The 25,186-nt window shown below is 71.1% G+C and carries 28 protein-coding genes; 15 read left to right on the plus strand and 13 right to left on the minus strand.

The window, feature by feature from the left end; all coding sequences use genetic code 11:
* Positions 1–336: 336 nt before the first annotated feature.
* The 6 genes from IF46_RS0128610 to IF46_RS0128635 are packed head-to-tail and all read right to left on the minus strand — an operon-like array spanning position 337 to position 4,860.
* Positions 337–1,053 (minus strand): urease accessory protein UreD, encoded by a 717-nt coding sequence (locus IF46_RS0128610; RefSeq protein ID WP_030491500.1) that lies wholly within the window; start codon positions 1,051–1,053, stop codon positions 337–339.
* A complete protein-coding gene (ureG, locus tag IF46_RS0128615) occupies positions 1,053–1,787 on the minus strand; it encodes an urease accessory protein UreG (protein WP_157563611.1) in 735 nt (244 codons plus the stop codon). Before ureG ends, IF46_RS0128610 begins: the two co-directional genes overlap by 1 nt.
* A 37-nt stretch (positions 1,788–1,824) precedes the next feature.
* The gene (locus IF46_RS0128620) at positions 1,825–2,514 is read right to left on the minus strand and encodes an urease accessory protein UreF (protein WP_030491502.1); all 690 of its coding nucleotides are present in this window, start codon (positions 2,512–2,514) and stop codon (positions 1,825–1,827) included.
* Positions 2,514–4,217: an urease subunit alpha gene (locus IF46_RS0128625; RefSeq protein ID WP_030491503.1), complete on the minus strand. Its 1,704-nt coding sequence runs from the start codon at positions 4,215–4,217 to the stop codon at positions 2,514–2,516. The genes IF46_RS0128620 and IF46_RS0128625 overlap by 1 nt, the downstream gene beginning before the upstream one ends.
* Positions 4,214–4,561, minus strand: a complete 348-nt coding sequence (locus tag IF46_RS0128630) for an urease subunit beta (RefSeq protein WP_030491504.1) — start codon at positions 4,559–4,561, stop codon at positions 4,214–4,216. The genes IF46_RS0128625 and IF46_RS0128630 overlap by 4 nt, the downstream gene beginning before the upstream one ends.
* Positions 4,558–4,860 carry an urease subunit gamma gene (locus tag IF46_RS0128635; protein ID WP_030491505.1) on the minus strand — a complete coding sequence of 101 codons (303 nt, stop codon included), beginning with the start codon at positions 4,858–4,860 and terminating at the stop codon, positions 4,558–4,560. The genes IF46_RS0128630 and IF46_RS0128635 overlap by 4 nt, the downstream gene beginning before the upstream one ends.
* A 383-nt stretch (positions 4,861–5,243) precedes the next feature.
* Between IF46_RS0128635 and IF46_RS0128640 the strand changes: the two genes are divergently transcribed.
* Both IF46_RS0128640 and IF46_RS0128645 read left to right on the plus strand, forming a co-directional pair.
* Positions 5,244–6,020, plus strand: a complete 777-nt coding sequence (locus IF46_RS0128640) for a hypothetical protein (protein ID WP_030491506.1) — start codon at positions 5,244–5,246, stop codon at positions 6,018–6,020.
* 53 nt (positions 6,021–6,073) lie between these two features.
* Entirely contained in the window at positions 6,074–6,478 is a 405-nt protein-coding gene (locus IF46_RS0128645) for a hypothetical protein (RefSeq protein WP_030491507.1), read from the plus strand.
* A gap of 227 nt (positions 6,479–6,705) precedes the next feature.
* Here the strand turns inward: IF46_RS0128645 and IF46_RS0128650 are convergent, their stop codons facing one another.
* On the minus strand, positions 6,706–7,881 hold the full coding sequence (locus IF46_RS0128650; RefSeq protein ID WP_030491508.1) for an LLM class flavin-dependent oxidoreductase: 1,176 nt from the start codon (positions 7,879–7,881) through the stop codon (positions 6,706–6,708).
* Between the two features lie 179 nt (positions 7,882–8,060).
* Between IF46_RS0128650 and IF46_RS0128655 the strand changes: the two genes are divergently transcribed.
* Genes IF46_RS0128655 through IF46_RS0128680 form a run of 6 tightly spaced genes read left to right on the plus strand, consistent with a single transcriptional unit; the run spans position 8,061 to position 13,678 of the window.
* Positions 8,061–9,038: an aliphatic sulfonate ABC transporter substrate-binding protein gene (locus tag IF46_RS0128655; protein WP_030491509.1), complete on the plus strand. Its 978-nt coding sequence runs from the start codon at positions 8,061–8,063 to the stop codon at positions 9,036–9,038.
* Complete coding sequence (locus tag IF46_RS0128660; RefSeq protein ID WP_030491510.1) at positions 9,035–9,868, plus strand: ABC transporter permease; 834 nt, start codon at positions 9,035–9,037, stop codon at positions 9,866–9,868. Before IF46_RS0128655 ends, IF46_RS0128660 begins: the two co-directional genes overlap by 4 nt.
* Positions 9,841–10,572, plus strand: coding sequence for an ABC transporter ATP-binding protein (locus tag IF46_RS0128665; protein WP_030491511.1), 732 nt, complete (start codon positions 9,841–9,843; stop codon positions 10,570–10,572). Before IF46_RS0128660 ends, IF46_RS0128665 begins: the two co-directional genes overlap by 28 nt.
* Before the next feature lie 14 nt (positions 10,573–10,586).
* Positions 10,587–11,993, plus strand: a complete 1,407-nt coding sequence (locus IF46_RS0128670; RefSeq protein ID WP_030491512.1) for a selenium-binding family protein — start codon at positions 10,587–10,589, stop codon at positions 11,991–11,993.
* Positions 11,990–12,619: a hypothetical protein gene (locus tag IF46_RS0128675; RefSeq protein ID WP_030491513.1), complete on the plus strand. Its 630-nt coding sequence runs from the start codon at positions 11,990–11,992 to the stop codon at positions 12,617–12,619. The genes IF46_RS0128670 and IF46_RS0128675 overlap by 4 nt, the downstream gene beginning before the upstream one ends.
* Before the next feature lie 42 nt (positions 12,620–12,661).
* Positions 12,662–13,678, plus strand: coding sequence for a methyltransferase (locus tag IF46_RS0128680; RefSeq protein WP_030491514.1), 1,017 nt, complete (start codon positions 12,662–12,664; stop codon positions 13,676–13,678).
* 92 nt (positions 13,679–13,770) lie between these two features.
* On the opposite strand, the gene IF46_RS0128685 is transcribed toward IF46_RS0128680, so the two are convergent.
* Positions 13,771–14,622: an alpha/beta fold hydrolase gene (locus tag IF46_RS0128685; RefSeq protein WP_030491515.1), complete on the minus strand. Its 852-nt coding sequence runs from the start codon at positions 14,620–14,622 to the stop codon at positions 13,771–13,773.
* Between the two features lie 165 nt (positions 14,623–14,787).
* Here IF46_RS0128685 and IF46_RS0128690 point away from each other — a divergent pair, with 165 nt between their 5' ends.
* The 3 genes from IF46_RS0128690 to IF46_RS0128700 are packed head-to-tail and all read left to right on the plus strand — an operon-like array spanning position 14,788 to position 16,321.
* On the plus strand, positions 14,788–15,108 hold the full coding sequence (locus IF46_RS0128690; RefSeq protein WP_030491516.1) for a hypothetical protein: 321 nt from the start codon (positions 14,788–14,790) through the stop codon (positions 15,106–15,108).
* Positions 15,102–15,395: a hypothetical protein gene (locus tag IF46_RS0128695; protein ID WP_030491517.1), complete on the plus strand. Its 294-nt coding sequence runs from the start codon at positions 15,102–15,104 to the stop codon at positions 15,393–15,395. The genes IF46_RS0128690 and IF46_RS0128695 overlap by 7 nt, the downstream gene beginning before the upstream one ends.
* Before the next feature lie 59 nt (positions 15,396–15,454).
* Positions 15,455–16,321 (plus strand): metallophosphoesterase family protein, encoded by an 867-nt coding sequence (locus IF46_RS0128700; RefSeq protein ID WP_030491518.1) that lies wholly within the window; start codon positions 15,455–15,457, stop codon positions 16,319–16,321.
* Here the strand turns inward: IF46_RS0128700 and IF46_RS32930 are convergent.
* The gene (locus tag IF46_RS32930) at positions 16,311–16,622 is read right to left on the minus strand and encodes a hypothetical protein (RefSeq protein ID WP_030491519.1); all 312 of its coding nucleotides are present in this window, start codon (positions 16,620–16,622) and stop codon (positions 16,311–16,313) included. The genes IF46_RS0128700 and IF46_RS32930 overlap by 11 nt on opposite strands.
* A 286-nt stretch (positions 16,623–16,908) precedes the next feature.
* Here IF46_RS32930 and IF46_RS0128710 point away from each other — a divergent pair, with 286 nt between their 5' ends.
* Complete coding sequence (locus tag IF46_RS0128710; protein ID WP_030491520.1) at positions 16,909–17,379, plus strand: NUDIX hydrolase; 471 nt, start codon at positions 16,909–16,911, stop codon at positions 17,377–17,379.
* Here IF46_RS0128710 and IF46_RS0128715 read toward each other — a convergent pair.
* The 4 genes from IF46_RS0128715 to IF46_RS0128730 form a co-directional block, all read right to left on the minus strand.
* The gene (locus tag IF46_RS0128715) at positions 17,367–17,843 is read right to left on the minus strand and encodes an HD domain-containing protein (RefSeq protein WP_332261510.1); all 477 of its coding nucleotides are present in this window, start codon (positions 17,841–17,843) and stop codon (positions 17,367–17,369) included. The genes IF46_RS0128710 and IF46_RS0128715 overlap by 13 nt on opposite strands.
* Entirely contained in the window at positions 17,801–18,013 is a 213-nt protein-coding gene (locus tag IF46_RS34930) for a hypothetical protein (protein WP_198041562.1), read from the minus strand. Before IF46_RS34930 ends, IF46_RS0128715 begins: the two co-directional genes overlap by 43 nt.
* Positions 18,014–18,435: 422 nt before the next feature.
* Positions 18,436–20,823 carry a discoidin domain-containing protein gene (locus IF46_RS0128725; protein ID WP_030491522.1) on the minus strand — a complete coding sequence of 796 codons (2,388 nt, stop codon included), beginning with the start codon at positions 20,821–20,823 and terminating at the stop codon, positions 18,436–18,438.
* 124 nt (positions 20,824–20,947) lie between these two features.
* Positions 20,948–22,000, minus strand: a complete 1,053-nt coding sequence (locus IF46_RS0128730; RefSeq protein WP_051724238.1) for an NAD-dependent epimerase/dehydratase family protein — start codon at positions 21,998–22,000, stop codon at positions 20,948–20,950.
* Between the two features lie 342 nt (positions 22,001–22,342).
* Between IF46_RS0128730 and IF46_RS33475 the strand changes: the two genes are divergently transcribed.
* The 3 genes from IF46_RS33475 to IF46_RS0128745 form a co-directional block, all read left to right on the plus strand.
* Positions 22,343–23,332, plus strand: a complete 990-nt coding sequence (locus IF46_RS33475) for a sugar transferase (RefSeq protein WP_051724239.1) — start codon at positions 22,343–22,345, stop codon at positions 23,330–23,332.
* Positions 23,325–24,890, plus strand: a complete 1,566-nt coding sequence (locus IF46_RS0128740) for a lipopolysaccharide biosynthesis protein (RefSeq protein WP_030491525.1) — start codon at positions 23,325–23,327, stop codon at positions 24,888–24,890. Before IF46_RS33475 ends, IF46_RS0128740 begins: the two co-directional genes overlap by 8 nt.
* Positions 24,887–25,186: hypothetical protein (locus tag IF46_RS0128745; RefSeq protein ID WP_030491526.1), on the plus strand; the 300-nt coding region annotated here is incomplete at its 3' end. The genes IF46_RS0128740 and IF46_RS0128745, both read left to right, overlap by 4 nt.

The raw sequence follows: 25,186 nt of genomic DNA on the forward strand, positions 1-25,186 counted from the left end.
GCTTCCCCCGTTTACCCGTTCCCCGGCTTCCGGGCGTTCGGCGTTCGGCGCGGCCTTGAGCGCGGCCCGACCTTCCACCCCACACGGCAGAGAGCGTGATGTCTGTGAGTCATCGTGATGACTCACAGACATCACGCTCTCCAGAGTTTCCGCCGGGCCGGCCTAGGACGTGTCCTGCCGATCTTGGTGGGGCGAGACGAAACTCAGAGGGTTAGGGTGTCGATGTGACGACTGTGCGGCGACTAACGTGCCTCCTTGCTGATCTCGAAGCCAGATGACCGCGGCGATGAGGACCAGGCTGGACCGGCAGTGCAGCACACGGCCCGACTCGGCTCCCTAGACGGTTAGGTGGGCGCGCAGGGTGTGCGCGTCGGGAGCCGTCGCGGTCCACAGTGTTGCCGGGCCGCCGGCCAGCGGCAGCCGGGCGACACTGCCCTCGGCCGTCGGAGGTGCGGTGGGTCGCGACGGGTCGACCACCAGCAGGGACCCGGTGGCCGGGGCACCGCCGAGCACTGCGGGGCCGGCCCAGCCGGGTGCCTGTGGTCCCACCGCCAGAGACTGGCGCAGCAGTGGTCGGCCCGCATAGTCGACCTGGGTGTGCACGACCGCGCCGCCGGGCACCTCGCCGTACCGGCCGCAGATCAGCTCGTCTCGCCACCGCAGGCTCGCGCCGGCTGCCAAGTCGATCCGGGACTCGGCAAGGTGCGCGCAGCCGGCCGCGGCGACCAGCTGTTCCGGAAGCCAGTGCAGCGTGGCACCGGCGTGCACCACCGCCCGCACCGCCACCCGGGAGACGGCACCCGGGCGACCCGGCAGGGCGATCGACGCGGCGACGCTGCGCACCCGGACCGCCGCGCCGGGCCCCACCTCGATTTCCAGACGCAGGTCGTCCCCGGCGAGCGGGCCGGCCGCCCCGCCGACGATGTGCACCGTGGCGACGCCACCGTCGGCCGGGGTCTGGCGCAGCAGCAACGGCGTTTCGCCGCGCAGCTCGACCAGGGCCGTGCCGCCTCGACCGTCGGCCCGGGCGACCAGCCGGGCGAATGCTCGCATCAGGTTGGGCCGACCGGCACGGCGAGCGGGTGCAAGGCTGCGTGGTGGGCCAACTCGTGCCGGATCCAGTCCGCGACCCGGGTCGCCGTGGGGTCTCCCACGATGGACAGGAAGAGGGTCGGGAGGTCGCCACGGCGGGCTCGCGCGTCACGATCCATGACGGCGAGGTCGGCGCCCACCATCGGTGCCAGGTCGGTCTTGTTGATCACGAGCAGGTCGGCGGCGGTGACCCCTGGGCCGCCCTTGCGGGGCACCTTGTCCCCTCCCGCCACGTCGACCACGAAGATCTGCCGGTCGACCAGCCCCCGGCTGAAGGTCGCCGTTAGGTTGTCCCCGCCGCTCTCCACGAGGACCAGATCCAACGGGCCGACCGCCTCGGCCAGCTCGTCGACGGCGTCCAGATTGGCGCCGATGTCGTCGCGGATCGCGGTGTGCGGGCAGCAACCGGTCTCCACCGCGCGGATCCGGGCCGGATCCAGCACACCGGCCCGCCGGAGGAAGTCGGCGTCCTCGGTCGTGTAGATGTCGTTGGTGACCACGCCGAGCCGCAACTCGTCGGCGAAGGCCCGACAGAGCGCGGCCACCAGGGCCGTCTTGCCGGACCCCACCGGGCCGCCGATGCCGACCCGCAGGGCACGGCCCGCGCGCGCCAGCGGCGGATGGGGATCCACCCCCGGCTCCGGATGGGTGTGCGGAACGGTCTCGTCGTGGGGTGGGGTGGCCGGCGGCGTGATCGGCTCGACGGCGGGCACAGCGCTCGGCACAACGGTGTCAGGACGCAAAGAGACGCACCTCCCAGGTGGCATGGATTTCGGCATGGATGTCGGCGAGCGGAGCGGCGGCGGCCGGCAGCCGCTCCGGTGGATCATCGGCGGCTCGCGCCGCGTCGGCGGCCGTGCCGTCGCAGGCATCGGCCAGGCCGACCAGCAGAGCCTGGACCCGGTACGGGTCGAGGCCGAGCAGACGTACGCCGGCGCTGGCCGCACCGGTCAACGTCCCGTACGCGGCGATCGTGGCGGTCTCGAGGCGGGACAGCCCGGCCGCGGCGCAGAGCAGCCCGAGCACCAGCGGTTGGTGCGCCCCGGTGGGCGTCGCGGGTAGGTCTGCGAACGCAGCGTCGGGCCAGATGGCCCGACCGGCGCGCAGCAGCGCCCGGCCCTGCCGGCGGGAGACCGCCCGCAACGCGGGTGCTGCGGTACGCGCGTCCAGCTCCGCGTCGAGCCGTGCCAGCGCGTCCGCCCGCCCGACGGTTTCGGGCACCGCCGCCCGGTGTGCGGCCGCCGCGAAGGCCGCGCCGACCAGACCGGCGGTGGCCAGTCGTCCGGCCAGGAACGCCTCCAACGTGGCCAGGTCGGTGACCCGGCCGGCGGCGACGGCCGCCTCCAGACCGCCGGAGTGCGCGTGCGCCCCGGCGGGGAAGCGTCCGTCGGCCAACAGCAACAGCAGGCTCGGAGTCGCCATCAGAACAGGAAGTACCGCTGGGCCATCGGCAGCCGGGTCACCGGGTCCGGCTCCACCACCTGACCGTCGATCCGCACGGTGAAGGTGTCCGGGTCCACCTCGATACGCGGCATCGCGTTGTTCTCCGGCAGGTCGGCCTTGCCCCGCGACCGCACGTCGCTCACCGGCACCACCCGACGTCGCACGTCCAGTCGGAGCCCGGCGTCCAGGGCCGCCGGGGCCACGAAGGCCAGGCTGGTGGCCGCCGCTGCCGCGCCGTACGCCCCGAACATCGGCCGCGGCAGCATCGGCTGCGGCGTCGGGATCGAGGCGTTGGCGTCACCCATCTGGGCGTACGCGATCATGCCCCCCTTGATGACCAGGAGCGGTCGTACGCCGAAGAACGCCGGATCCCACAGCACCAGGTCGGCCAGCTTGCCCGGCTCGACCGAGCCGATCTCCCGTTCCAGCCCGTTGGCCATCGCCGCGCAGATGGTGTACTTCGCCACGTACCGTCGGGCCCGGTGATTGTCCGCGGCCCCGTCACCCGGCAACGCGCCGACCCGGTCCTTCATCACGTGGGCGCTCTGCCAGGTCCGTGTGATCACCTCGCCGACCCGGCCCATCGCCTGCGCGTCGGAGCCGATGATGGAGATCGCGCCGAGGTCGTGCAGTAGGTCCTCGGCGGCCATGGTGGAGGGTCGGATCCGGCTCTCGGCGAAGGCCAGGTCCTCCGGTACGGACGGGTTGAGGTGGTGGCAGACCATCAACATGTCCAGATGCTCGGCGAGGGTGTTGGCGGTGTACGGCCGGGTCGGGTTGGTCGACGACGGCAACACGTTCGGTTCGCTGGCCACCGTGATGATGTCCGGCGCGTGCCCGCCGCCGGCCCCCTCGGTGTGGTACGAGTGGATGGCCCGCCCGCCGATCGCCCGCAGGGTGTCGGCGACGAAACCGGCCTCGTTGAGCGTGTCGGTGTGGATCGACACCTGGACCCCGGACGCGTCCGCCACCCGCAGGCAGGCGTCGATCGCCGCCGGTGTGGTGCCCCAGTCCTCGTGCAGCTTGAAACCGCCCGCACCGGCCCGCAACTGCTCCCAGAGCGCCTCGCTGGAGACGGTGTTGCCCTTGCCGAGCAGCAGCACGTTGACCGGCATCGTGTCCAGCGCCTCGTGCATCCGGGCCAGGTGCCAGGCGTTCGGGGTGACGGTGGTGGCGCGGGTCCCCTCGGCCGGCCCGGTGCCGCCGCCGACCAGCGTGGTGATGCCACTGGCCAGCGCCTCGGTGACGATCTGCGGGCAGATGAAGTGCACGTGGGTGTCGACCGCGCCGGCGGTGAGGATCCGCCCGTTGCCCGCGATCACCTCGGTCGACGGGCCGATGACCAGGTCGGGGTGGACGCCGGGCATGGTGTCCGGGTTGCCGGCCCGGCCGAGCGCCACGATGCGCCCGTCGCGCAGCCCCACGTCGGCCTTGACCACGCCCCAGTGGTCGAGCACCACGGCACCGGTGATGACGGTGTCCAGCGCCCCCTCGGCGCGGGTGGCCCGGGACTGCCCCATCGACTCGCGGATCACCTTCCCGCCGCCGAAGACCGCCTCGTCACCGCCCACGCAGTGGTCGATCTCCACCTCGATCAGCAGGTTGGTGTCGGCCAGCCGGATCCGGTCACCGGTCGTCGGCCCGTACAGGTCGATGTAGCGGTCCCGCCGCACGGCGCTCACCGCGGCGACCCGTCGGCGGTGGCCGCGTGCGGCGACCGGTCCAACGGTCCCGCGCACTCTCCGCGCAGACCCGGCACGATCCGTGCCCCGCCCAGCGGTACGAGGTCGACCTCGCGGCTGATGCCCGGCTCGAACCGGACCGAGGTGCCCGCCGGGACGGCGAGCCGCTGCCCCCAGGCCACGTTCCGGTCGAACGACAGCGCCGGGTTGGCTTCGGCGAAGTGGTAGTGCGAGCCGACCTGTACCGGACGGTCGGCGGTGTTGACCACGAGCAGGGTGGTTACCGGACGACCCACGTTGATCTCGACCGGGTCGGCCGCCGGCAGGATCTCCCCGGGGATCACGGGATCGGGTGGTGCACCGTCACGAGCTTGGTGCCATCCGGGAACGTAGCCTCCACCTGCACCTCCCTCAGCAGCTCGGGGATGCCGTCCTGGACGTCGTCGCGACCGAGCACCGCCCGGCCGGCGGACATGAGGTCGACCACCGACCGGCCGTCGCGGGCACCTTCGAGGAGGAACGCGGTGAGCACCGCCACGGCTTCGGGGTAGTTGAGGCGCAGGCCGCGCTCGCGGCGAGCGCGGGCGACATCGGCCGCGACGTGGATGAGCAGGCGGTCCTGCTCGTGCGGGCTGAGGAACACGGGCTCTCCCGGTGGGGTCGGCGTGCCCGGCTCGCCGTCGGCTCCGCACGGAGCCGCACCGGGCATCAGCGCCCGGGGACGAGCTGGGAGTCACACGACCGCCGGGTCACCGCCGACGGGGCGCTCCGGGACTCCACCATCCCGGCCCGCGCGACGGGCAACCGGCGGTGTCGGGTCGGATGCGGACCGCACCGCCCACCGCTGAGCAGACCGTAGAGGATCGCCACCGGCCGGGGCAACAGTCCGGCGCGGATCGTCGTCGTACCCGCGTGTCTGCGGCGTCGGCGACGTGCGGGTCGGTGAGAGCATGACCGGGGCGGGGTTCTGCGCCGTCCCGGTCGGGCTTCGGCGTGACCGATACCGTCCATACGGGAGGCACCGCCATGCAGGAGTCAGCGCCCGCGGCGACCGGCGACGCCGAGCGTCGGATCCGAATGCTCGCCGTGGTGGGCGTGGCGGCAAACGTCCTCGGCGTGGTCACGGCGGTGCAGAGCGTGCTGCGCCGGGACGCGTTGCTGATCGTCCTCACTCTCACCGCTGTGCTGCTACTCGGCGGGTTCTGGTTCTGGTATCAACGGACCCGGCTGGCGGTCGCGCTGCTCGCGCTGGGCTGCCTGCTACTCGGCGGTGTGGTGGCGACCCAACTCGGTCACCGGTCGACGCCGCCACCCGCGGCCGGAGCCACCACGACATCGACCCCTTCGGCAGCGGGCGGCACGTCCGCACCAAGCGCGACCGCCGGGGCGTCCCCCCCGACGCAGGACCCGAACTCGCCCCGCACTCTCGTGGACCGGCGCGTCGTGCTGCCGCGTGGCGCGGCTGTCGACGTGGACCGACCGGATCAGCGGGTCGTCGCGAACCACACCGCCGGGGCCACCGACGGGTTCGACCTGTACCACGACTGGGGGCAGGTACGGTCGGACAACATCCAGGTGGCGAACCCGCCCAACGTCTACCAGTACTCCGGCGGACCTCCCGGTCAGGCGTACGCGACCTGCGCCGTCGACGGCCCCGGGTCGGCCCAGCCGCACTTCACGCCCGGCGCGGACTTCTGTTTCCGCACCTCCGAAGGCCGCGTCGGTTTCGCGACCATTACCTCGCCCGGCAGCGACCCGACGTTCGTCGTGCACGTCGTGGTCTGGGACGCCACTGGCACCTGAGCGCCGCCGGTGGCCGGGTATCGGTACGGCGGCACGCAGGGGATGATCGCCGGATGACGGCGACGAGGGGTACGCGCGCACTGCTCGGTGTTCTGTTCCTGGCGGCGGCCACGGTCGGGGCGTGGATCCTCTGGCTGGGCTGGGACACCCGCTACACGGTCGACGCGCAGACCGGCGCGAGCAGCGGCCCGTACGAGCCGTGGCAGGTGGTCGGCTGCGTGCTGACGCTCGTGCTGCTGGCCGCGCTCGCCGGGACGCGGCTCAGCCCGTGGCTGGTGGCGCCGGTGATGACCGTGGCGTTCACGGCGGTCTGGTCGTGGCGGGCAGCGGGCACCGACGACAGCGGCCTGTGGGCGGTCGGCGGGATTCTGGTGCTGGTCGGGATGGCGGTCGGCAGCACCCTGGTAAGCCTCGCCGCGCGGCGGGTCGGCCAGCGTTTCACCAGCCGACCCGGCTAGTGCTCTGACCGGAGTGGTTTTGTCGCGACAGAAAACGCAAGATCGCCGAGGAGGGACGGCCCGCCCTCGTCGATCATGGAGTTGTGGTGCCTGGTTTGGCGCAGTACGGGCACTTTGCCACCCACCACAACTCCATGATCGACGGGACAGTGCGGGGGTTGCGAGCAGCTACTCCGCCTGACGCACCGGTGTTGATCTGTTAGCGGCCGTGGCGTCGGGTCGGCCGGTCAGCGGGGCACGGCCGGCTGCGGCGTGGGCACACCGGCGAACGGGACGTCGACGTGGCCCGCCGTGCCCTGCGGGCCATCGGGGTGCTGCCACAGCCCTCGGTCGCGCAGGATCGGCAGCACGCCCTCACCGAACCAGTACGCCTCCTCCAGGTGCGGATAGCCGGAGAGGATGAACTCGTCGATGCCGAGCGCGTGGTATTCGGCGCTCCGGTCGGCCACCTCGGCGTGGCTGCCCACCAGCGCGGTGCCGGCCCCGCCGCGGACCAGCCCGACCCCGGCCCACAGGTTGGGGGCGATCTCCAGGCCGTCGCGGGAGCCACCGTGCAGGTCGAGCATCCGGCGCTGCCCCTCGGACTCGCTGCGGCGCAACCCCTCCTGCACGGCCCGGATGTCGGCCTCGGAGATCCCGTCGAGGAGGCGCTGGGCCTGCGCCCAGGCCTGCTCGGCGGTATCCCGGACGATGACGTGCAGCCGAATGCCGAAGCGCAGCTCCCGCCCGGCGTCGGCGGCCAGCGCCCGGACCCGCTCCAGTTTGTCGGCGACCAGGGCCGGCGGCTCGCCCCAGGTGAGGTAGACGTCGCTGTGCCGCACCGCCACCGGGAGGGCGGCGGCGGAGGACCCACCGAAGTAGACCGGCGGAACCGGGTCGGGCAGCCGGTGCAGCCGCGCCTGTTCGACGCGGACGTGGGTGCCGGTGTGTTCGACCGTCTCACCACGCCACAGCGCGCGCACCACGTGCAGGAACTCGTCGGCGCGCGCGTACCGGGCGTCCTTGTCCAGGAAGTCGCCGTAGGCCCGCTGTTCCTGTGACTCGCCGCCGGTGACCACGTTGAGCAGCAGCCGGCCTCGGGACAGTCGTTGGAAGGTCGAGGCCATCTGGGCGGCCAGCGTGGGGGCCAGCAGCCCGGGCCGGAAGGCGACCAGGAACTTGAGCCGCTCGGTCACCTCGGTGAGCATCGCGGTGCTGAGCCAGGCGTCCTCGCACCAGGCGCCGGTGGGGGTGAGCGCGCCGACGAAGCCGAGTTGCTCGGCGGTGCGGGCGATCTGCCCCAGGTAGGCGACGCTGGCCGGTCGGGCGCCTCCGGCGGCGCCGGTCGGTACGCCGTGTCCCCCGCCGACGATGTCGCGGCTGTCGCCGTTGGTGGGCAGGAACCAGTGGAAGGTGAGGGTCATCGCGGCTCTTTCCTCCAACGGGAGCGGTCGGCGCACGCGGCGAGGCGGGCACCTCCTGAGGGGTGGGACGATCCCGCCGATAGCCTACCCATAAAACCTATCGGGTTAGTAGGCTACTGCGCACTGCGCCGACACCTGTCGATGCGCCGCCGCCCGCATGCCCGACCCGAGGAGCCGCCATGCCCACCCCGTCGACGAGCCGACCTCCGCAGCGCCGCCTCCTGACGGCCGTGCTCACCACCGTGGCGCTGCTCGCCACGGCAGCGGTGAGCGCGTGCGGCGGGTCCGCCGATGCGGGCGGTAGCAAGGGCAAGCTCCGGATCGGCTACCAGCGCTTCGGCGGGCTGAGCCTGGTCAAGGCGCGCGGTGCCGCACCGGATGTGGAATGGTCGCTGTTCGAGAGCGGCCCGGCGCTCACCGAAGCGCTCAAGGCCGGCTCGATCGACATCGGACAGGTCGGCGAGGCCCCGCCGGTCTTCGCCGCCGCCGGGAAGATCCCGTTCTCCATCATCGGCACGTCGGTGCCGATTCCGCAGGGTGAGGCCGTGCTGGTCAAGGCCGGCCGCGGCTACCGCAGCTTCGCCGACCTCAAGGGCAAGACGGTGGCCCTCAACAAGGGGTCAAACGTGCACTGGCTGCTGGTCCGGCTGCTGGAGGCGAACAACATGACCCTGGAGGACATCCAGGTCAAGTACCTCAAGCCCGCCGAGGGACGGCCCGCCTTCGACGGCGACCAGATCGACGCCTGGGTGATCTGGGACCCGTACTTCGCCCTGGCCGAGCAGCCGGGGGTCGAGGTGCTCGCCGACGCGACCGGCCTGGCCAGCAACCGCGAGTACGTTCTGGCGGCACCCGACGCGGTCGACGAGCGCTCAGACGACATCCGGGCGTTCCTCCAGCGCTACCGCGAGGTGACCGACTGGGGCATCGCCCACCCCGACGAGCGGGCCAGCACGCTCGCGCCGGAGCTGAAGATCCCGCAGGACGTCACCAGCCGCGCGTTGGCCCGCAGCGCCAAGCCACTGGCCCCGGTCACCCCGGCGATCGGCGACGAGCTTCAGGCGATCACCGACAGCTTCATCGCCTTGAAGCTCATCCCCGGGCCGGTCGACCTCCGATCCCGGATCGACGACCGGTTCAGCGCGGTGTTCCAGTGAGTCGTACGACGCTGGCCGAGGTCCCCAGCGAGGTGACGGCGGCGGCGCCTGTCGTACCCCGTCGTCAGCCCTCGGCCCGGCGGTGGCGACGGCTGGTGAGCCCGGTGGTGCTGGTCCTGGGTTGGGAGTTGGCCGCGCGGACCGGGCTGCTGGCGGCCGAGAAGCTGCCGGCGCCCAGTGACGTGCTGGCCACTGGTTGGCGGCTGAGCCGGGACGGGACGCTCGGCATCCACCTGCTGGACTCCCTCACCCGGGCCGGGGCGGGTCTGCTGATCGGCGGTCTCCTGGCCCTGGTCCTGGGCACGGTGGCCGGGCTGCTGCGCCTCGGTGACGATCTGGTCGACCCGCCGGTGCAGATGGCCCGGATGCTGCCGCACCTCGGCCTGGTGCCGTTGCTGATCATCTGGGTCGGCATCGGCGAATCACTCAAGATCAGCCTGGTGGCGCTCGGGGCGTTCTTCCCCATCTACTTCAACACCTACGCCGGCATCCGGGACATCGACGAGCGGCTGGTCGAGGCCGCCCGTACCTGTGGTCTGGGCCAGGCCGCCCGACTGCGGCACGTGGTGCTGCCCGGCGCGCTGCCGTCGCTCTTCCTCGGCCTGCGGCTGGCGATCGGGGCGGCCTGGCTCAGCCTGGTCGTCGGCGAGCAGGTCAACGCCCAGACCGGGATCGGCTTTCTGATGATGGAGGCGCGGGAGTTCAGTCAGACCGACGTGGTGGTGCTCGGCCTGCTTGTCTACGCGCTGCTCGGGCTGATATCCGACCTTGCGCTGCGCGTGCTGGAGAGGAGGATGTTGACATGGCGTCGCGGACTGCGGGCCACCTGAGCAGCACCGCCCCGGTGCTGAGCGCTCAGGCGGTGCGCCGGGCATTCGGGCCGACGGTCGTGCTGGCCGGGGTCGACCTGACCATCGCCCGTGGCGAGGTGGTGGCCCTACTGGGCGGCAGCGGTTCCGGCAAGAGCACGCTCCTGCGGATTCTCGCCGGGTTGGACCGCGAAGCCAGCGGGATGAGCGTGGTGCACGGCACCGCCGCCGTGGTCTTCCAGGAACACCGGCTGCTGCCGTGGAAACGGGTGGCGGAGAACGTCGGGCTCGGGCTGACCGGCGCGGACGGCCCAGGGCGGATCCGCCGGGCGCTGGCCGAGGTCGGTCTCGCCGAGCGGCACCGCGCCTGGCCGGCCGAGTTGTCCGGCGGGCAGGCGCAGCGGGTGGCCGTGGCACGGGCCCTGGTCCGCGAACCGGACCTGCTGCTGCTCGACGAGCCGTTCGGCGCCCTAGACGCGCTGACCCGACTGCGGATGCAGATCCTGCTGCGCCGACTGCGCGCCGAGCACGGCTTCGCCGCCCTGCTGGTCACCCACGACGTGGAGGAGGCGCTGCTGCTCGCCGACCGGATCCTGCTCCTCGACGAGGGCCGCATAGCCGCGGAGCTGCCCGTCGACCTCGGCCCCACCCGTACGCCGGACGACCCGGCCTTCGGCGCGCTGCGCCGCCACCTGCTCGACCGACTCGGCGTTCCCACCACCTGACGAGCGGAGCTGTGATGACCCGCTGGACCCCCGATCCCACGTTCTACCCCTCCCCGCGCGGGGCGGTGACCGCACCGGCGGAGAAGCTCGCCTACGTGGCGGCCTTCGACCGCACAGCCACCCGTCCGGACGCCATCGTGGTGCTGGACACCGACCCCGACTCCCCCGACTACGGCCGGGTGGTGGGCTGGACCGACCTGCCGTACGTCGGTGACGAGCTGCACCACTTCGGCTGGAACGCGTGCAGCAGCGCGCTCTGCCCGACCGCCCCGCACCCGCACGTCGAGCGGCGCTACCTGATCGTGCCTGGCCTGCGCTCGTCGCGCATCCACGTGCTCGACACCCAGCCCGATCCGCGCCAGCCGCAGATCGTCAAGGTGATCGGGCCGGAGGAGCTGGCGAAACGGGCCGGCTACTCGCGGCCGCACACCGTGCACTGTGGGCCGGACGGCATCTACCTCTCGGCTCTCGGCGGCGCGGACGGCGAGGAGGGCCCGGGTGGCATCGCCATCCTCGACCACACCACCTTCGAGGTACGCGGGGCGTGGGAGGCCGACCGGGGCCCGCAGTTCCTGGCGTACGACGTGTGGTGGCACCTGACCCAGGACGTGCTGGTCACCAGCGAGTGGGGCACCCCGTCGATGATCGAGGACGGCATCATCGGTGAGTTGCTGCTGGGCCGCCGCTACGGGCACGCCATCCACTTCTGGGACCTGGCGAAACGCCGGCACGTGCAGCGGGTCGATCTCGGCGACCAGTATCAGATGCCGCTGGAGCTGCGCCCGGCGCACGACCCGACGAAGTCGTACGGCTTCGTCGGGGTGGTGATCAGCGTCGAGGACCTGTCCGCCTCGATCTGGCTGTGGCACCGCGACGGGGACGCCTGGGCGGTCACCAAGGTGATCGACATCCCGGCCGAGCCGGCCGACCCGGCGGCCCTGCCCGACCTGCTCAAGCCGTTCGGTGCGGTGCCGCCGCTGGTGACCGACATCGACCTGTCGGTGGACGACCGGTTCCTCTACGTCTCCTGCTGGGGCACCGGGGAGCTACGCCAGTACGACGTCAGCGACCCGCTGCACCCGGTGCAGACCGGCTCGGTGCACCTCGGCGGAATCGTCCGCCGCACCGCGCACCCGTCCGCGCCGGACGAGGCGCTGGCCGGTGGCCCGCAGATGGTGGAGGTCAGCCGGGACGGCCGGCGGGTCTATGTCAGCAACTCGCTCTACGGCGCGTGGGACGACCAGTTCTACCCCGACGGGGTGGGCGCCTGGCTGGCCAAGCTCGACGTCGACGTGGACGCCGGCGGGCTCACCCCGGACGAGCGGTTCTTTCCGCACGGGGAGGAGTTCCGGGGCCTGCGGGTGCACCAGACCCGGTTGCAGGGCGGGGACGCGTCCTCCGACTCGTACTGCTTCCCGTGACCGTTGCCACCCTGGCGACGCTCGCCGCGCTCGGCGCGTTCCATGGTCTGAACCCAGCGATGGGTTGGCTGTTCGCGGTGGCCCGGGGCCTGCAGGAGCGCAGCCGGGCGGCCTTGCTGCGCGCCTTGCCGCCGATCGCGGCGGGGCATCTCGCCTCGGTGGCGATCGTCGCCGCGTTGGTCAGCGCGACCCGCTCGGTGACGGCGAGCACCGCCCTCGCGGTCGGCGGCGGGGTGCTGCTCGTCGCCTTCGGGCTGTGGCGGCTGCTCTCCGAGCGACACTTCCGCTGGGCGGGGATGCGGCTCTCCGCAGCACAGCTCGCCGGCTGGTCGTTTCTCATGTCGTCGGCGCACGGCGCGGGGTTGATGCTGTTGCCGGTGCTGGTGGCCGAGCCGGTGCCCGGGGGTCACTCCGGGCACTTGGCCGCCGCGCCGGTGGGTGCGCTGTCCGGCCTCGCGGCGGCCGGGGTGCACACCGTGGCGATGCTCGGCGTTGCCCTGGCCCTGGCGGTGCTTGTCTACCAGGTGCTCGGGGTGGGTGTGCTGCGTCGGGCCTGGTTCAACGTCGATCGGCTCTGGGCCGGGGTGCTGGTGGCCGCGGGGTTGGTGACGCTGATCCGGGCGTGACCGTCCATCGTAGAAACGTCTGATCTGTGATCTCATGTCCTCATGATCACTCCGACTCCCCTCATGCGCCTGGTGGCCGGTGTGTGGGGGTTCAAGACCCTCGCGGCGGGCGTTGAACTCGGCCTGTTCACCCGGCTCGCCGGTGGGCGGACGATGACCGTCGAGCAGGCCGCCGCCGAGTTCGGGCTGCCCGACCGCCCGGCGGACCTGCTGCTGGCCGCGTCCGCCTCGCTCGGCCTGTTGGAGAAGGCCGGCGATGGCTACCGCAACTCCGAGTTGGCCGAGCAGTTCCTGGTCGAGGGTCGCCCGTACTACTCCGGCGCGCAGATTCGCTACTCGGACCTGCGCACCTACCTACCCTGGCACCGCATCGGCGAGGCGCTGCGCACGGATCGGCCATTGACCTGGGACCCGGAGGCCCAACAGTCGATGTTCGACACCGCCGACCCGGAGATGCTGGCGCAGTTCTGGGACGCGATGTTCTCCACGTCCAGCTTCACCGCCAGCGCGCTGGCCGACGCGTACGACTTCTCCGCGCACCGCCGGCTGCTCGACGTCGGCGGCGGGGCCGGTGCGTTCCCGATCGAGTTCTGCCGCCGCCTGCCCGAGCTGCGGGCGACCGTCCTGGATCTGCCGCACGTCTGCGTCCGGACGCGGGAACGCGTCGCGCAGGCCGGTCTGACCGACCGGATCGACGCGGTGGGCGGTGACTTCCTCGCCGACCCGGAGCTGCCGGGCGAGCACGACGTCATCCTGCTCAGCATGATCCTGCACGACTGGGACGAACCGACGAACCGGGCTCTGCTGGCCCGGTGCCACGCGGCGCTGCCGCCCGGCGGGGCGATCGTCGTCTGTGAACTGCTGCTCAACGACGAACGCACCGGGCCACCGGAGGCGGCCCTGATGGGGATGAACATGCTCGTCGAGACCGAGGGCGGCCGGAACTACTCCGGTGCCGAGTACGCGGCCTGGCTCACCGACGCCGGCTTCGTCGACGTGCGGACCGTGCCGTTCGACGCCCCCGGCGCCAACGGCGCGGTGGTGGCCCGACGGGCCTGAACACGGACGACACCCGGCCCCGGGTGCGAAACCGTGGGCCGGGTGTCGCAGCGCCGTGGTGGCGCTGGTGTCCGATCGGCTACCGGGTCAGATCAGGCGCGAGCCTTCGCCGGCTGCTTCATGAAGTCCAGGACCGCCTTGTTGATGTCGTCGGCGTTGGTCCACGGGAGACCGTGCGGCGCACCCTTGAGCGTGATGAGCTTGGCGGTCGGCATCATCGGCCCGAGCCGCTGGCCGGTCACCGGGTAGGGCAACACGTTGTCCTTGTCACCCTGGATAATCAGCACCGGTATGTCGATCTTCGGCAGGTCCGGGCGGAAGTCCTCCTGCCAAGCGGTCACGCTGTCGTGAGTGGCCTTGGCGGAGGCCATCGCGCCAATCTGCCAGTGCGCCCGGTACGCCTCCTCGCTGACCAGCTTGCCCTTGTTCTCGCTGTAGTTGAAGAACGCGTCGCAGAACTGGGTCAGGTAGGCGAACCGGTCCTTGATGATGGCGTCCTGGAAGCCCTTGAACAGGCTCGTGTCGACGCCCTCCGGGTTGTCCTTGGCCTTGGCCAGCATCGGTTGCAGCGGGCTGAGCACCACGGCCCGGCTGACCCGCTGCGAGCCGTAGTTGCCCAGGTACCGGATCACCTCGCCGGTGCCCATCGAGTGACCGATCAGGGTCACCTCGTTCAGGTCCAGCTCGGTCATCAGCACGTCCAGGTCCGCCGCGAACGTGTTGTAGTCGTACCCGAACGCCGGCTGCGCGGAGTTGCCATTACCGCGTCGATCGTAGGTGATCGTCCGATATCCGGCGTTGAGCAGCTGGGTGGTCACCTTCTCCCAGGTCGCGCCGTTGAACGGGAAGCCGTGGATCAGCACCACCGGCTTACCGGAACCGTGATCCTCGTAGTACAGGTCGATGGGCGCGGAGTTTTCCGTCCCCACGGTGATGAAAGGCATGTTTTACTCCTGCTCCGGTTTGGGCTGTCGGACGTCACGCGCTTTCCCGTCGGGTCGCCAGATATGCCGGCCACCGAGAGCCCTCACCGACCGCCCCCCATCGACATTTATCGACCCCATCGGTACGCTCGCCGGTAGAAAAGTTTCGGCGTACGGGAGGTGGGCATGCCCCGACGAAGGCGCGCGAGCGCCGCCGCGTTGGCCATCGGAGCGACCGCGGTCGCGTTGGGCGCCGCGCCAGCGCAGGCCGACCCGGTGGTGCCACGGCACGCAATCGTGGTCTGCCAGAGCGCCAGCCTCTACGCCAACTACGACTCGGCTGGCGGGCCCACCGGCCTCAAGCGCACCCTGGAATACGGCAACAAGATCGGCCACACGCCGGGGGCCCACCCGGTCTACAACGGGTGGGCGGCGTCGTTCGACTTCGGCCCCAACGACTGGGGCTACGTTCGCATCGAGTGCATCGGCGGGTACGACTCATGGTGACCCGACGCCGCGCCACGGCGACCGCCGCCCTGCTGGCCGGGGTCATCGCCGCGACAGTCGCCCTGCCGGCCCCTGCCCAGGCCGCCAACGGCACGATCGGTCAACGCGAGACGGTCTGCGCGAGCGACCTGTTCGTCCGCACCCAGCCCGTCGGCGCCTGGATGGGCACCCTCTACCAGGGTCAGACGTTCCTGGTAGAGGGCCCACGCAGCGGCGGCTACGTCTACGGCTTCGCCTACGGGCACATCAACCGGCGCGGCTGGGTGCAGGACGGCTGGTTCTGCTGAACGGCCCGCCGGCAAGACAGGGGTTTCGTGGCCCACCCGCGACGGCCTAGCCTCGGATCATGAGCCTTCCGCCCCGACTGAGGGCTGTCAGCGACCTGCACGTCGGGCACCCGCAGAACCGCGCGTTCGTCCAGGAGCTACACCCGGACAACGTTGGCGACTGGCTGCTCGTCGCCGGTGACGTCGCCGACCAGTACGCCGACATCGAGTGGGCGCTCGGGCTGCTGAGCAGCCGGTTCGCCCGCGTCGTCTGGGCCCCGGGCAACCACGAGCTGTGGACACCGCCGCGTGACCCGGTCACGTTGCGCGGCGAGGAGCGCTACCAGGAGCTGGTGCGGATGTGCCGGCGGTTGGGGGTCGTCACCCCGGAGGACCCGTACCCGGTGTGGGACGGCGACGGCGGCCCGGCCACGATCGCCCCGCTCTTCGTGCTCTACGACTACACGTTCCGGGTGCCGGAGGCGCGCACGCAGGAGGAGTCGCTGGAGCTGGCGTACGCGGCCGGGGTGGTGTGCACCGACGAGGCGCTGCTGCACCCCGACCCGTACCCGAGCCGGGAGGCCTGGTGCGCGGCCCGGATCACCGAGACCGAACGCCGGCTGGCCGAACGCGACCCAGCGCTGCCGACGGTGCTTGTCAACCACTACCCGCTGGTGCGCGAACCCACCGATATCCTGCGGTACCCGCTCTTCGCCCAGTGGTGCGGCACCGTGCGCACCAGCGACTGGCACCTGCGCTTCGACGCGGCCACCGTGGTCTACGGGCACCTGCACATCCCCCGCACCACCTTCCACGACGGGGTGCGTTTCCAGGAGGTCTCCCTCGGCTACCCCCGCGAGTGGCAGCGGCGGGGGCCGGTGCCCGACCCGGTGCGCACCATCCACCCTGCCGACGACGTACGCCGGCGCTCGTCCGTCAGCGGGTGAGGCCGACCAACGTGGCCAGTCGCGCCACGCCGGCCGGCGCCGGCTGAGCGCGAGCGACATCGGCGATCACGGTACGCGCCAACGGCCGGCACCGAACCTCAGCCGGCGCGACACTGTCCGCGTCGACCAGCGCGCGAGCCGCGCCGCGCAGGTCACCCACCTGGAGGTACGCCCGCGCGACGTCCACCAGGTAAGCGCCCCGATACTCGGCCGGCAACCGCCGCCACGCCTCCCGCCGCACCACGGCCGAGTGCCGCTGTAGTGCCTCGACGGCGTCACCGCGTTGCGCCGCCACCAGCACCCGTGCGAGGTCGACGGGGATCGGCCCGAAGCTGGTGCGGTGCGGGTCGTCGTACCCCCTCAGGCTGGCGGCGATTCCCGCGGCCTGCTCGGTCAGCTCGTCGGCCCGGCGGTGTCAACACTCACCTCTACGGCACCCCGGCCGCGTACGCGCCGGTGTTGCACCTGCGTCGGCTCGGCGGCGGGAACTTGTTCGACAGCTACGTTGCGAGCTTCAACCGAGTCCTCGGGAAGAAGCGGGCCGTCTGGCCTGAGCACTGAGCCGCAAGCAGCGGAAGGCTGGACGCATGGCCCGGATCGACCACTTCAACAACCCGAACGCCCCGAAGCCGAACAGCATCGTCGTGGCCGTGACCGTCTTCGTTCAGGACGAGCAGGGACGGGTCCTGCTCATTCGGCGGACCGACAACGGCCTCTGGGCGCTGCCCGGTGGCGCCCAGGACTTTGGCGAGTACATCGCCGAGACGGCGGTGCGCGAGACGTGTGAGGAGACCGGAGTCGAAGTCAAGGTAACTGGTGTGATCGGGATCTACACCAACCCGAACCACCTGGTCGAGTACAGCGACGGCGAAGTTCGGCAGCAGTTCTCGATCTGCTTCCGGGGCCAGTACGTAGGCGGCGAACCGACGACCAGCGACGAATCGTCGGCGGCGCGATGGGTAGCGGAGGACGAGTTGGACAAACTCTCGACCCATCCGTCGATGCGGTTACGCATCGACCATGGCATCGGGGAAAGAAGCAAGCCCTACATCGGCTGAGTTCGCATGCGGCCTCTGGCCCGCCGGACGGCATCCGTCAGCGCAGGCTCTGCCCTCGCCCAGAATCTGCTGACAAGGTCTTCGGGGCCGTACCGCTCGCGGATTTCGGCAAGTCGTTCCTTCACCGTCAGATCTTGACCGTCTGGGCCGGTCGTCATGTCGGCGAACCACAGCACATCGGACGTGGGCGACTCCTCACGCATGAACTCGCTTGATAGCACCTCGGCCAAGCCGCGTTCGTCCGCCTCGTAGGAGGCGCATGAGTGGTGTGCAACCAAGCCAGCAACTCGGCTGGAGAAGCCCTCCCGCAGTAGCCATCGCGCCCCATCTAAGGCGTGCATGCCCGTGTTCACTATGTCGGGGGCGTACCCGATGTCGTGAAGCCACGCAGCAGCAACTGCGACTTCAACATCCGCCTCCGCTAGCGGAGCGATTCGTCCAGCCTTCGCGGCCACTGCCTGCACATGCCGCCATCGGCGAGGCAAGGCATTAGCAAGTTGATGTTCGGCAACCCGGGGCGCCCGGTCGAGATGAGCTTCACCCACCAGCCGATCTTACGGCCTACCAACACGGTGTTGCCGGTGACGAGAATCCGCACGTAGCGCATCCGGGCGGCAGTGAGGATGAGCGTCACCCGGTTACCGGTGGCGGGCCGAAGGTCCGCCCCGCCGCCGCGACCAGCGTGCCGAAGCTACCTCCGTCGGCCCTGCCATGCATCGCCAGGGTCTGCGTGCGAGTGGCCCAGGCCCGCCGACGGAACAGCTTCAGCATCACCCGCACCGACCGGTCGTGGAATGCCCCCCACGCCGGGACAGAAAGCGCAAGATCGCGGACAGGCCCTGTCGATCATGGAGTTGTGGTGCCGGTTTTGCCATATAAAAGAGCACTTTGTTGCCCACCATAACTCCATGATCGACGAAGCAGTGCGGGGGTGCACGCGGGTGGCACGCCGGCTCGCTCAGCCCAGCCGGCAACGTGGACCTGGGCAGGGCGCGGCTTGCGCCCGTTCGACGAGCTCAGCGGCCGCCGCTCCCCCGACGGCCGCCCCACCCCTAGTCAGCTGGCGTACACCTCCAGCGCCGACAGTTGGCCTGCGGGCCAGCCGGTGTTGCCGGTGACTGAGATTCGCACGTAGCGCGCCTGGGCGGCGCTGAAGGTCAGCGTCACCTGGTTACCAGTAGCCGGGTCGAAGGTGCGCCCCGCCGATCCGACAAGCGTGCTGAAGCTCCCCCCATCGGCGCTGCCCTGCACCGAGAGGGTCTGCGTACGAGCACCCCACGCCGACGACGGCGGCAGCTTCAGCACCACCCGCCCGACCGTGCGCGAGGAACCCAGATCGACCTGCACCCACTGCGGGAACGCACTGTTGGCACTCTCCCAGTAGCTGTTGGCGTCACCGTCCACCACGTTGCCCGACCCGTAGCTCTGAACGTGACTGCTCTCGCTGGTGGGTCGGCCCCGGGCGAGGTCCGAGTTGGCCGCAGCGTCCGTGGTGACGGTGACCGCCGAGGACGCGCCAGACGTGTTGCCGGCGGCGTCGCGCGCGACGACAGTGAAGGTGTACGCGGTGGACGCGCTCAGCCCGCTGACAGTCGCCGTGGTGCCAGTGACGGTGGCGACGACGTTGCCGCCCTGGCGTACCTGGTAGCCGGTGACCCCGGTGTCGTCGGTGGACGCCGTCCAGGAAAGGGACACGCTCGTCGACGTCTTCCCAGTCACCGTGAGCCCGCTCGGTGCGGTCGGCGGGTTGTCCGGGACGGTGCTGCCGGCGTACACCTCGACCTGGGCGAGCTGGCCCGCCGGCCAGCCGGTGTTGCCGGCGATGCTCAGCCGGACGTAGCGGGCCGTGCTGGTCGTCAGCGTGCGCGTCACGGTGTTGCCGGTCGCCGGGTCGAAGGTGAACGCGGAGGCCGCGGCGATGGTGGCGAAGGAGCTGCCGTCGACGCTGCCCTGCACGGTGATGGTCTGGGTACGCGCACCCCAGCCGGTGGGCAGCCGCAGCACGAGCTTGTTGACCTGGTGACTGGCGCCGAGGTCGACCTGCCACCAGTGCGGGAAAGAGCCGCCGCTGCTCTCCCAGTAGCTGCCGGCGTCGGAGTCCACCGCGTTGCTCGCCGGGAATCCGCCGCCCTGGCTGCTGGCCGAGGTGGGTCGGCCGGCGGCGAGGTTTCCGCCGGTCGGGGGCGGGGTGCCGACCATCGGCTGGGTGGGGCGGACGGCGGTGAGGGCGAGCTGCCCCTTGAGCATCCGGCCACCATCGGCGGTGATGCGCAGGTAGTAGTCGGCGGAGCAGGCGACGCCGTCCTCGTCGAGGGCCCGGATGTTCACGCCGGCCGGGGTGGTGGCCTGCGTTTCGGACGTCTTGGCGATCTGGTTGCCCTCGTTGTACTCGTCGAACATGGACACGTAGAGGCCCTGGGAGCCGAGCCGGACCATGTTGTAGATGTGCCGCCAGTAGAAGTCGCCGTGCTTGCGGTGGCCCCCGGCGAGGTCGCCGGGCATCACGCAGGGCAGGTAGTCGATGCCGCGCGCCGCACAGTCGGCCATGTCGCCGACGTTGACGTTGTTGTAGTACGAGTCGAGTTCCTCCACCGTCCTGGCCCGGTAGACCATCCAGGGCGAGATCGCGTGGAACGCGTGGTAGACGTCGAGGAAGCCGGGGCGGGAGTCCTCGATGCCCTGCCGCCACCAGGTCGGGACGCCACCGATGACGTAGCAGCCCTGCGCCTTGAACCAGTTGATGACCTCCAGGCAGGGGCCCGGGGTGAAGGGTCGGCTGGGCTCGCTGAAGCCGAAGCCCCAGATGCAGACGACCGGCTTGCCGTTCTGCCGGGCGTACGCCGACGACGCGGTGTGCGCAGCCATCTTCGTCGTCCAGTCGGTCTTGATCTCCGATTGGAAGGTCAGCCAGTCGGTGACGTCGTACATGATGTAGAACTTGCGGTTGTACCGCTCGGCGGCGGAGCGGACCTTCTGGGTCATCGCGTCGCGGGTGGGGCCCTCGTCGCCCATCGGGTTGAACCGTTGCAGGGCGGCGGTGTCGCAGCCATACTCCTGCATCCAGCGGAAGTGGGTGTCGACTGTCTGCTGGTCGTACGAGGAGAAGAGGGTGGCCGGCTGGCCGTTGCCCAGGTTGGGGTACGCGGTGGGGTAGGTGCGGGTGTACTCGCGGGTGTCCGGCCAGGACACGATCGTGGTGTTGGCGGGCGAGGGCGGTTGGAACCGGTCGCGGCCCCAGTGCCACCATCCGCCGATCGGCGCCCCGTCGCCGGGGGCGCTGAACCAGCCCTGGTAGCCGACCGTCACCTTGCCGACCACGTCTCCGGGGGGACTGGCGGCGTGCGCGGGGCTGGACAGGCTGGTGAGCAGTTCGGTGGTGGAGGCGGTGGCGAGGGCGGACCCAGCTAGCACCGACGTGACGAACCTGCGGCGGGAGACCGCCATGACGACCACTCCTTCGGGACGGAAGGCATTGACGGCCATCGTGGCAGCAGTGGATGCCGACCCGCAAGAGTTAGACTGATCGATGAAATTCCCGATCAGATGACAGGAATTACATGCTGGAGCGTCACTGGCTCATGGCCCGCTCCAACGCCCGCGCCGGGGACAGGAGCTGGCCGCCGGCCTGGCGACGGCGGGCGTCGCGCACCGTCATCCGTACGCCCTCGGTGAAGCCCACCTTGGGGAACCAGCCGAGCAGCTCGCGGGCCTTCCTGGTGTCCAGCGCCATGTTGCGCACCTCGCCCGGCCACGGCAGCGGCTCGTAGCGGGCCGCGTTACCGACACCGGACGCCTCCCGGACGGTGTCGTAGACCTCGTTGACGCTGGTCTGCCGACCTGAGGCGATGTTGACCATCCCCACCCCGTGGTTGTGGCAGGCCGTGGCGACCGCCTCGGCGACGTCGCTGACGTGGATGAAGTCCCGGGTCTGCGTGCCGTCGTCGTAGATCACCACCTGCCGGCCAGCGAGCAGCGCATCGGCCATCAGGGACACGACGCCACAGTCACTGCCCTCCTGTCGCGGCCCGTAGACATTGCCGAACACCATCGAGGTGTACGCCAGGCCGTGCTGACGCCCGAACCAGTCGAGGTAGTGCACACCAGCGGCCTTGCTGATGCCGTACGGGCTCACCGGGGCGATCGGATAGTCCTCGCGGACCGGCAACTCGTGGGCGGCGACGCTGCCGAAGATGGCGCTGCTGGCCGCGTTGACCACCAGTCGTACGCCGCTGCGGGCGCAGGCGTCCAGCACGTTGACGGTGCCGAACACGTTCACGTCGGCGTCGTACAGGGGTGAGCGGCGGGCGGCGGGAACGCTCGGCTGCGCGGCGAGGTGCACCACCACGTCCGGCTGCCACTGGTGGATGACCTCGACACCTTCCGGCGTACGGATGTCACCGGAGATGACGTCCGCCTCGGTCAGACCGCCGTACGCGGCGTCGGCCAGATTGTCGATTCGGCCGGTGGAGAAGTTGTCGAGCACCCGGACCTGGGTGCCCATCAGCATCAGCCGGGCGACCACGTGGCTGCCGATGAAGCCGGCGCCTCCGGTCACCAGAACGCGCCGGGGCATCAGGTCCGTCGGCGGGTCGACAGCGACGGCGGTAACGGGCAGATCCATGCGGAACTCCTTGGAACGACGGGGCCGTCGGCCCGCACGGCGGCAACCGGACGGCCGGGCACGACCGTAACCCACCAAACACCCACCAAACGGACTTTTCACCCAATGCCCGAGGTGGATATGGGAGGTTCGGCGCAAGAAGTCCCCTTTTTACCTATCCGGGACTATTGGGGCATTTGTGACTAGTAGCTTACTCCCGGGGTGCTCACCCCGATGCCCTACAAGCACCTGGCGGCGAAGGAGGTCGACGCGTTGAGAGAGACCCCTGGTCCCGTCACGGCGGACACATCTCCGCTGCGGGGCGACGACAGCGCGACCCCGCATGGCGTCCCCATGACAGCGATGCCACAAGCGCAACAGCGCCCGGAGATCCCGGTGCAACTTCAGGAGTTGTTCGATCGCCAGGAGCGGGGCACCCGGTCGGATCAGCACGGACGGCGGGCCCGCGTGGTGGTGCTCGAACCGACCGACACGGCCACCACGCCCGACCGCCTCGACGAGGAGTTCGACGTGGCCGTCCGGCTCCCGGTGCCGGCCTGCGCCGAGGAGCTCGCCCGGGTCCTGGCCCGCGTCCGACCTCGACTTCTGCTGCTCAAGCACTCCCTGGAGAGCATCGACGACCGCATCATCACCAGCTGCATGGGCGCCGGCGTCGAGATCATGGTGCTGGCCCGACCCGTCTACGGCCTGCTGCGAGCGCCCGCCATGGCGCGCTTCGGTGGCCTGCCGTGGATCCGGCTGGGATCCGGGGCCGGCCGGCCCCGTGGTGAGCGGCTCAAACGGTTCTTCGACCTCAGCATGATCCTGCTCAGTGCCGTAGTGGTGGTCCCGCTGATCGCGGTGCTCGCCGCCGTCGTCTCGTTCACCGGCCCACCGTTCTATTTTCAGCAACGCGTCGGCGCGGGTGGACAGCTGTTCCGGGTGGTCAAGTTCCGCACCATGCAAGTCGGCGCCGAGCAGGCCACCGGCCCGGTCCTGGCCCTGCCGGACGACGTCCGGATCACCCGCCTGGGACGTGTGCTGCGACGGTCCCGGCTGGACGAGTTGCCCCAGCTCTGGAACGTACTGCGCGGCGACATGAGTCTCGTCGGGCCCCGCCCGGAACGCCCGGAGTTCATCGCCGGCTTCGCCCGGCTGCCCCACTACGACCTGCGGCACCTGATCCGACCGGGGCTGACCGGCATCGCCCAGCTCACCGGCGGGTACGCGGCCACCGTCGAGGACAAGCTCCGCTGCGACCTGCTCTACCTCAACTGCCGCTCCATGCGGGTCGACCTGACCCTGCTCCTGCTGACCGTCGTCGAACTGTTCCGGGGGTTCCCCCGTGGCTAGTGCGGCCCACACGGTCGAGACCCGGGTCACCCGCAACACGGCCAGCATGCTGGCCGCACGGGTGATCATGGCGGTGTCCGGGCTGATCTCCGTGCCGGTCATCTACCAGCAGCTCGGGCCGCGCGAGTTCGGGATCTGGGTCGTGCTCGCCGGCCTGCTCGCGATGGCCGCCCTGATCGATCTCGGACTCGGTTCCGCCCTGGTGCGCGAGGTGGCGCGGGCCGAGAGCCCGGCTGACCGGGACCTGGTGCGCCGGCTGCTCGGGCTGGGGCTGGGTTGGGCCGTGCTGCTGGGCCTGCTCACCCTGGGCGCGCTCGGTGCCGTGTGGCCGTGGCTCGCCGGGCTGCTGCGCCTCGGGGACCTGGCCGACGAGGCGTGGCACGCCACCCTCTGGCTGATCGTCGGCCTGGTGGCCGGTGCCGTGGAGCTGCCCTGGCGGGCCGTGCTCGAAGGCGGCCAGCGCTACGGGTCACTCGCCGCGATCAGCGCCGGCACCGCGATCCTCACCGCCGCACTCTCGATCCTGGTGGTACGCCTCGGCGGTGGCCTGGCGGCGTTGGCCGCCTCGGCCGCCGCGACCGGCGCGATCCGTACCCTCCTGCTCGCCGCCACCACCCACCGGCAGTGCCCGCAGCTGTCCCCCCGGTGGGGGCGCACGGACCTGGGCGACATCCGCCGGATCGGCGGCTACGGCCTGCGGGTGCAGGTCTCCAGCGGCGCCGGCATGGTCAACGTGGAACTCGACCGGCTCGTCCTCGGTGGAGCCTTCGGTCCCGCCGTGGCCGGCGGCTTCGACCTGGGCAGTCGTCTGCTCAACCTGCTCCGCCTGCCCCCGGGTTTCGCCCTCATCGTGCTGTTCCCCGCCGCTGTCGCCCGCACGGTCACAAGGGGCACCGGCTGGCTGGACCGGTTCTACCTGACCGCCACCCGGTACCTCGCGCTGTTCCTCGCCCCGGCCACCGCGGCTCTGATGGTGAGCGCCGACCCGCTGGTCCGGCTCTGGCTGGGCCACCAGGTCCCCTGGGCAGCGGCGAACATCGTGATCCTCGCCCCCGCGTACGCCCTCAACCTGATCACCGGGGCGGCGACGATCGCCGCCCGCGCCGAGGGCCGCCCCGGGTTGGAGACGCGGTACGTGCTGCTCTCCGTCGTGCTCAACCTGATCCTCACCGTGCCGATGCTGCTGCTGTGCGGGCCGCTCGGCGTACCCCTGTCGACCGCGCTGGCGGTGGTGCTCAGCACCGGGTACTTCCTGGTCTACTTCCACACCGCCACGGCCCGGCCGCTGGCCCCGCTGGCCCGGGCGATCTGGCCGCCGCTCGCCGCGGCGGTCGCGGCCGGGGTGGTCACCGCGGCGGCCAGCCCGTTCCTGCCCGACGGCCCGGGACGACTCGACGCCGCCCTCGCCGTCTCCACCCGGGCGGCGCTGACCTTGTTCGTCGCCGGCACGCTGCTGGCCGTCGGCGGGCACGTGAGCGCGAGCGACCGGCTGCGGCTGCATCGGCTGCTGCGCGCGCCGGCCGCCGTGCTGTCCCCGAGCAGCGGAGGCACGCGATGAGCGTCGACCGTCGCACCGCGCGCTGCGTGGTGTGCGGGCCACGGCAGGCCCACCGGCCCGAACTCGGCGGGCTGCTGCGCCGCTGCGAGGGCTGCGGCTTCAGTTGGACGGCGCAGGAGCAGTCCGAGAAGGACGGTCGCTACGACGAGGACTACTTCGCCGAGGGTGGTTACGACGACTACTTCCGGTCCGCGCCGCGCCGGTTCGAGGCGGGCCGGCGGCTGCGCTGGCTGCTGTCCACCGTCCGCCCCACCGTCCTGCTCGAAGCCGGCTGCGCCGGCGGCTACTTCCTCGAA

It is taken from the genome of Micromonospora chokoriensis (assembly GCF_000718555.1).
Classification (GTDB): Bacteria; Actinomycetota; Actinomycetes; order Mycobacteriales; family Micromonosporaceae; genus Micromonospora; species Micromonospora chokoriensis_B.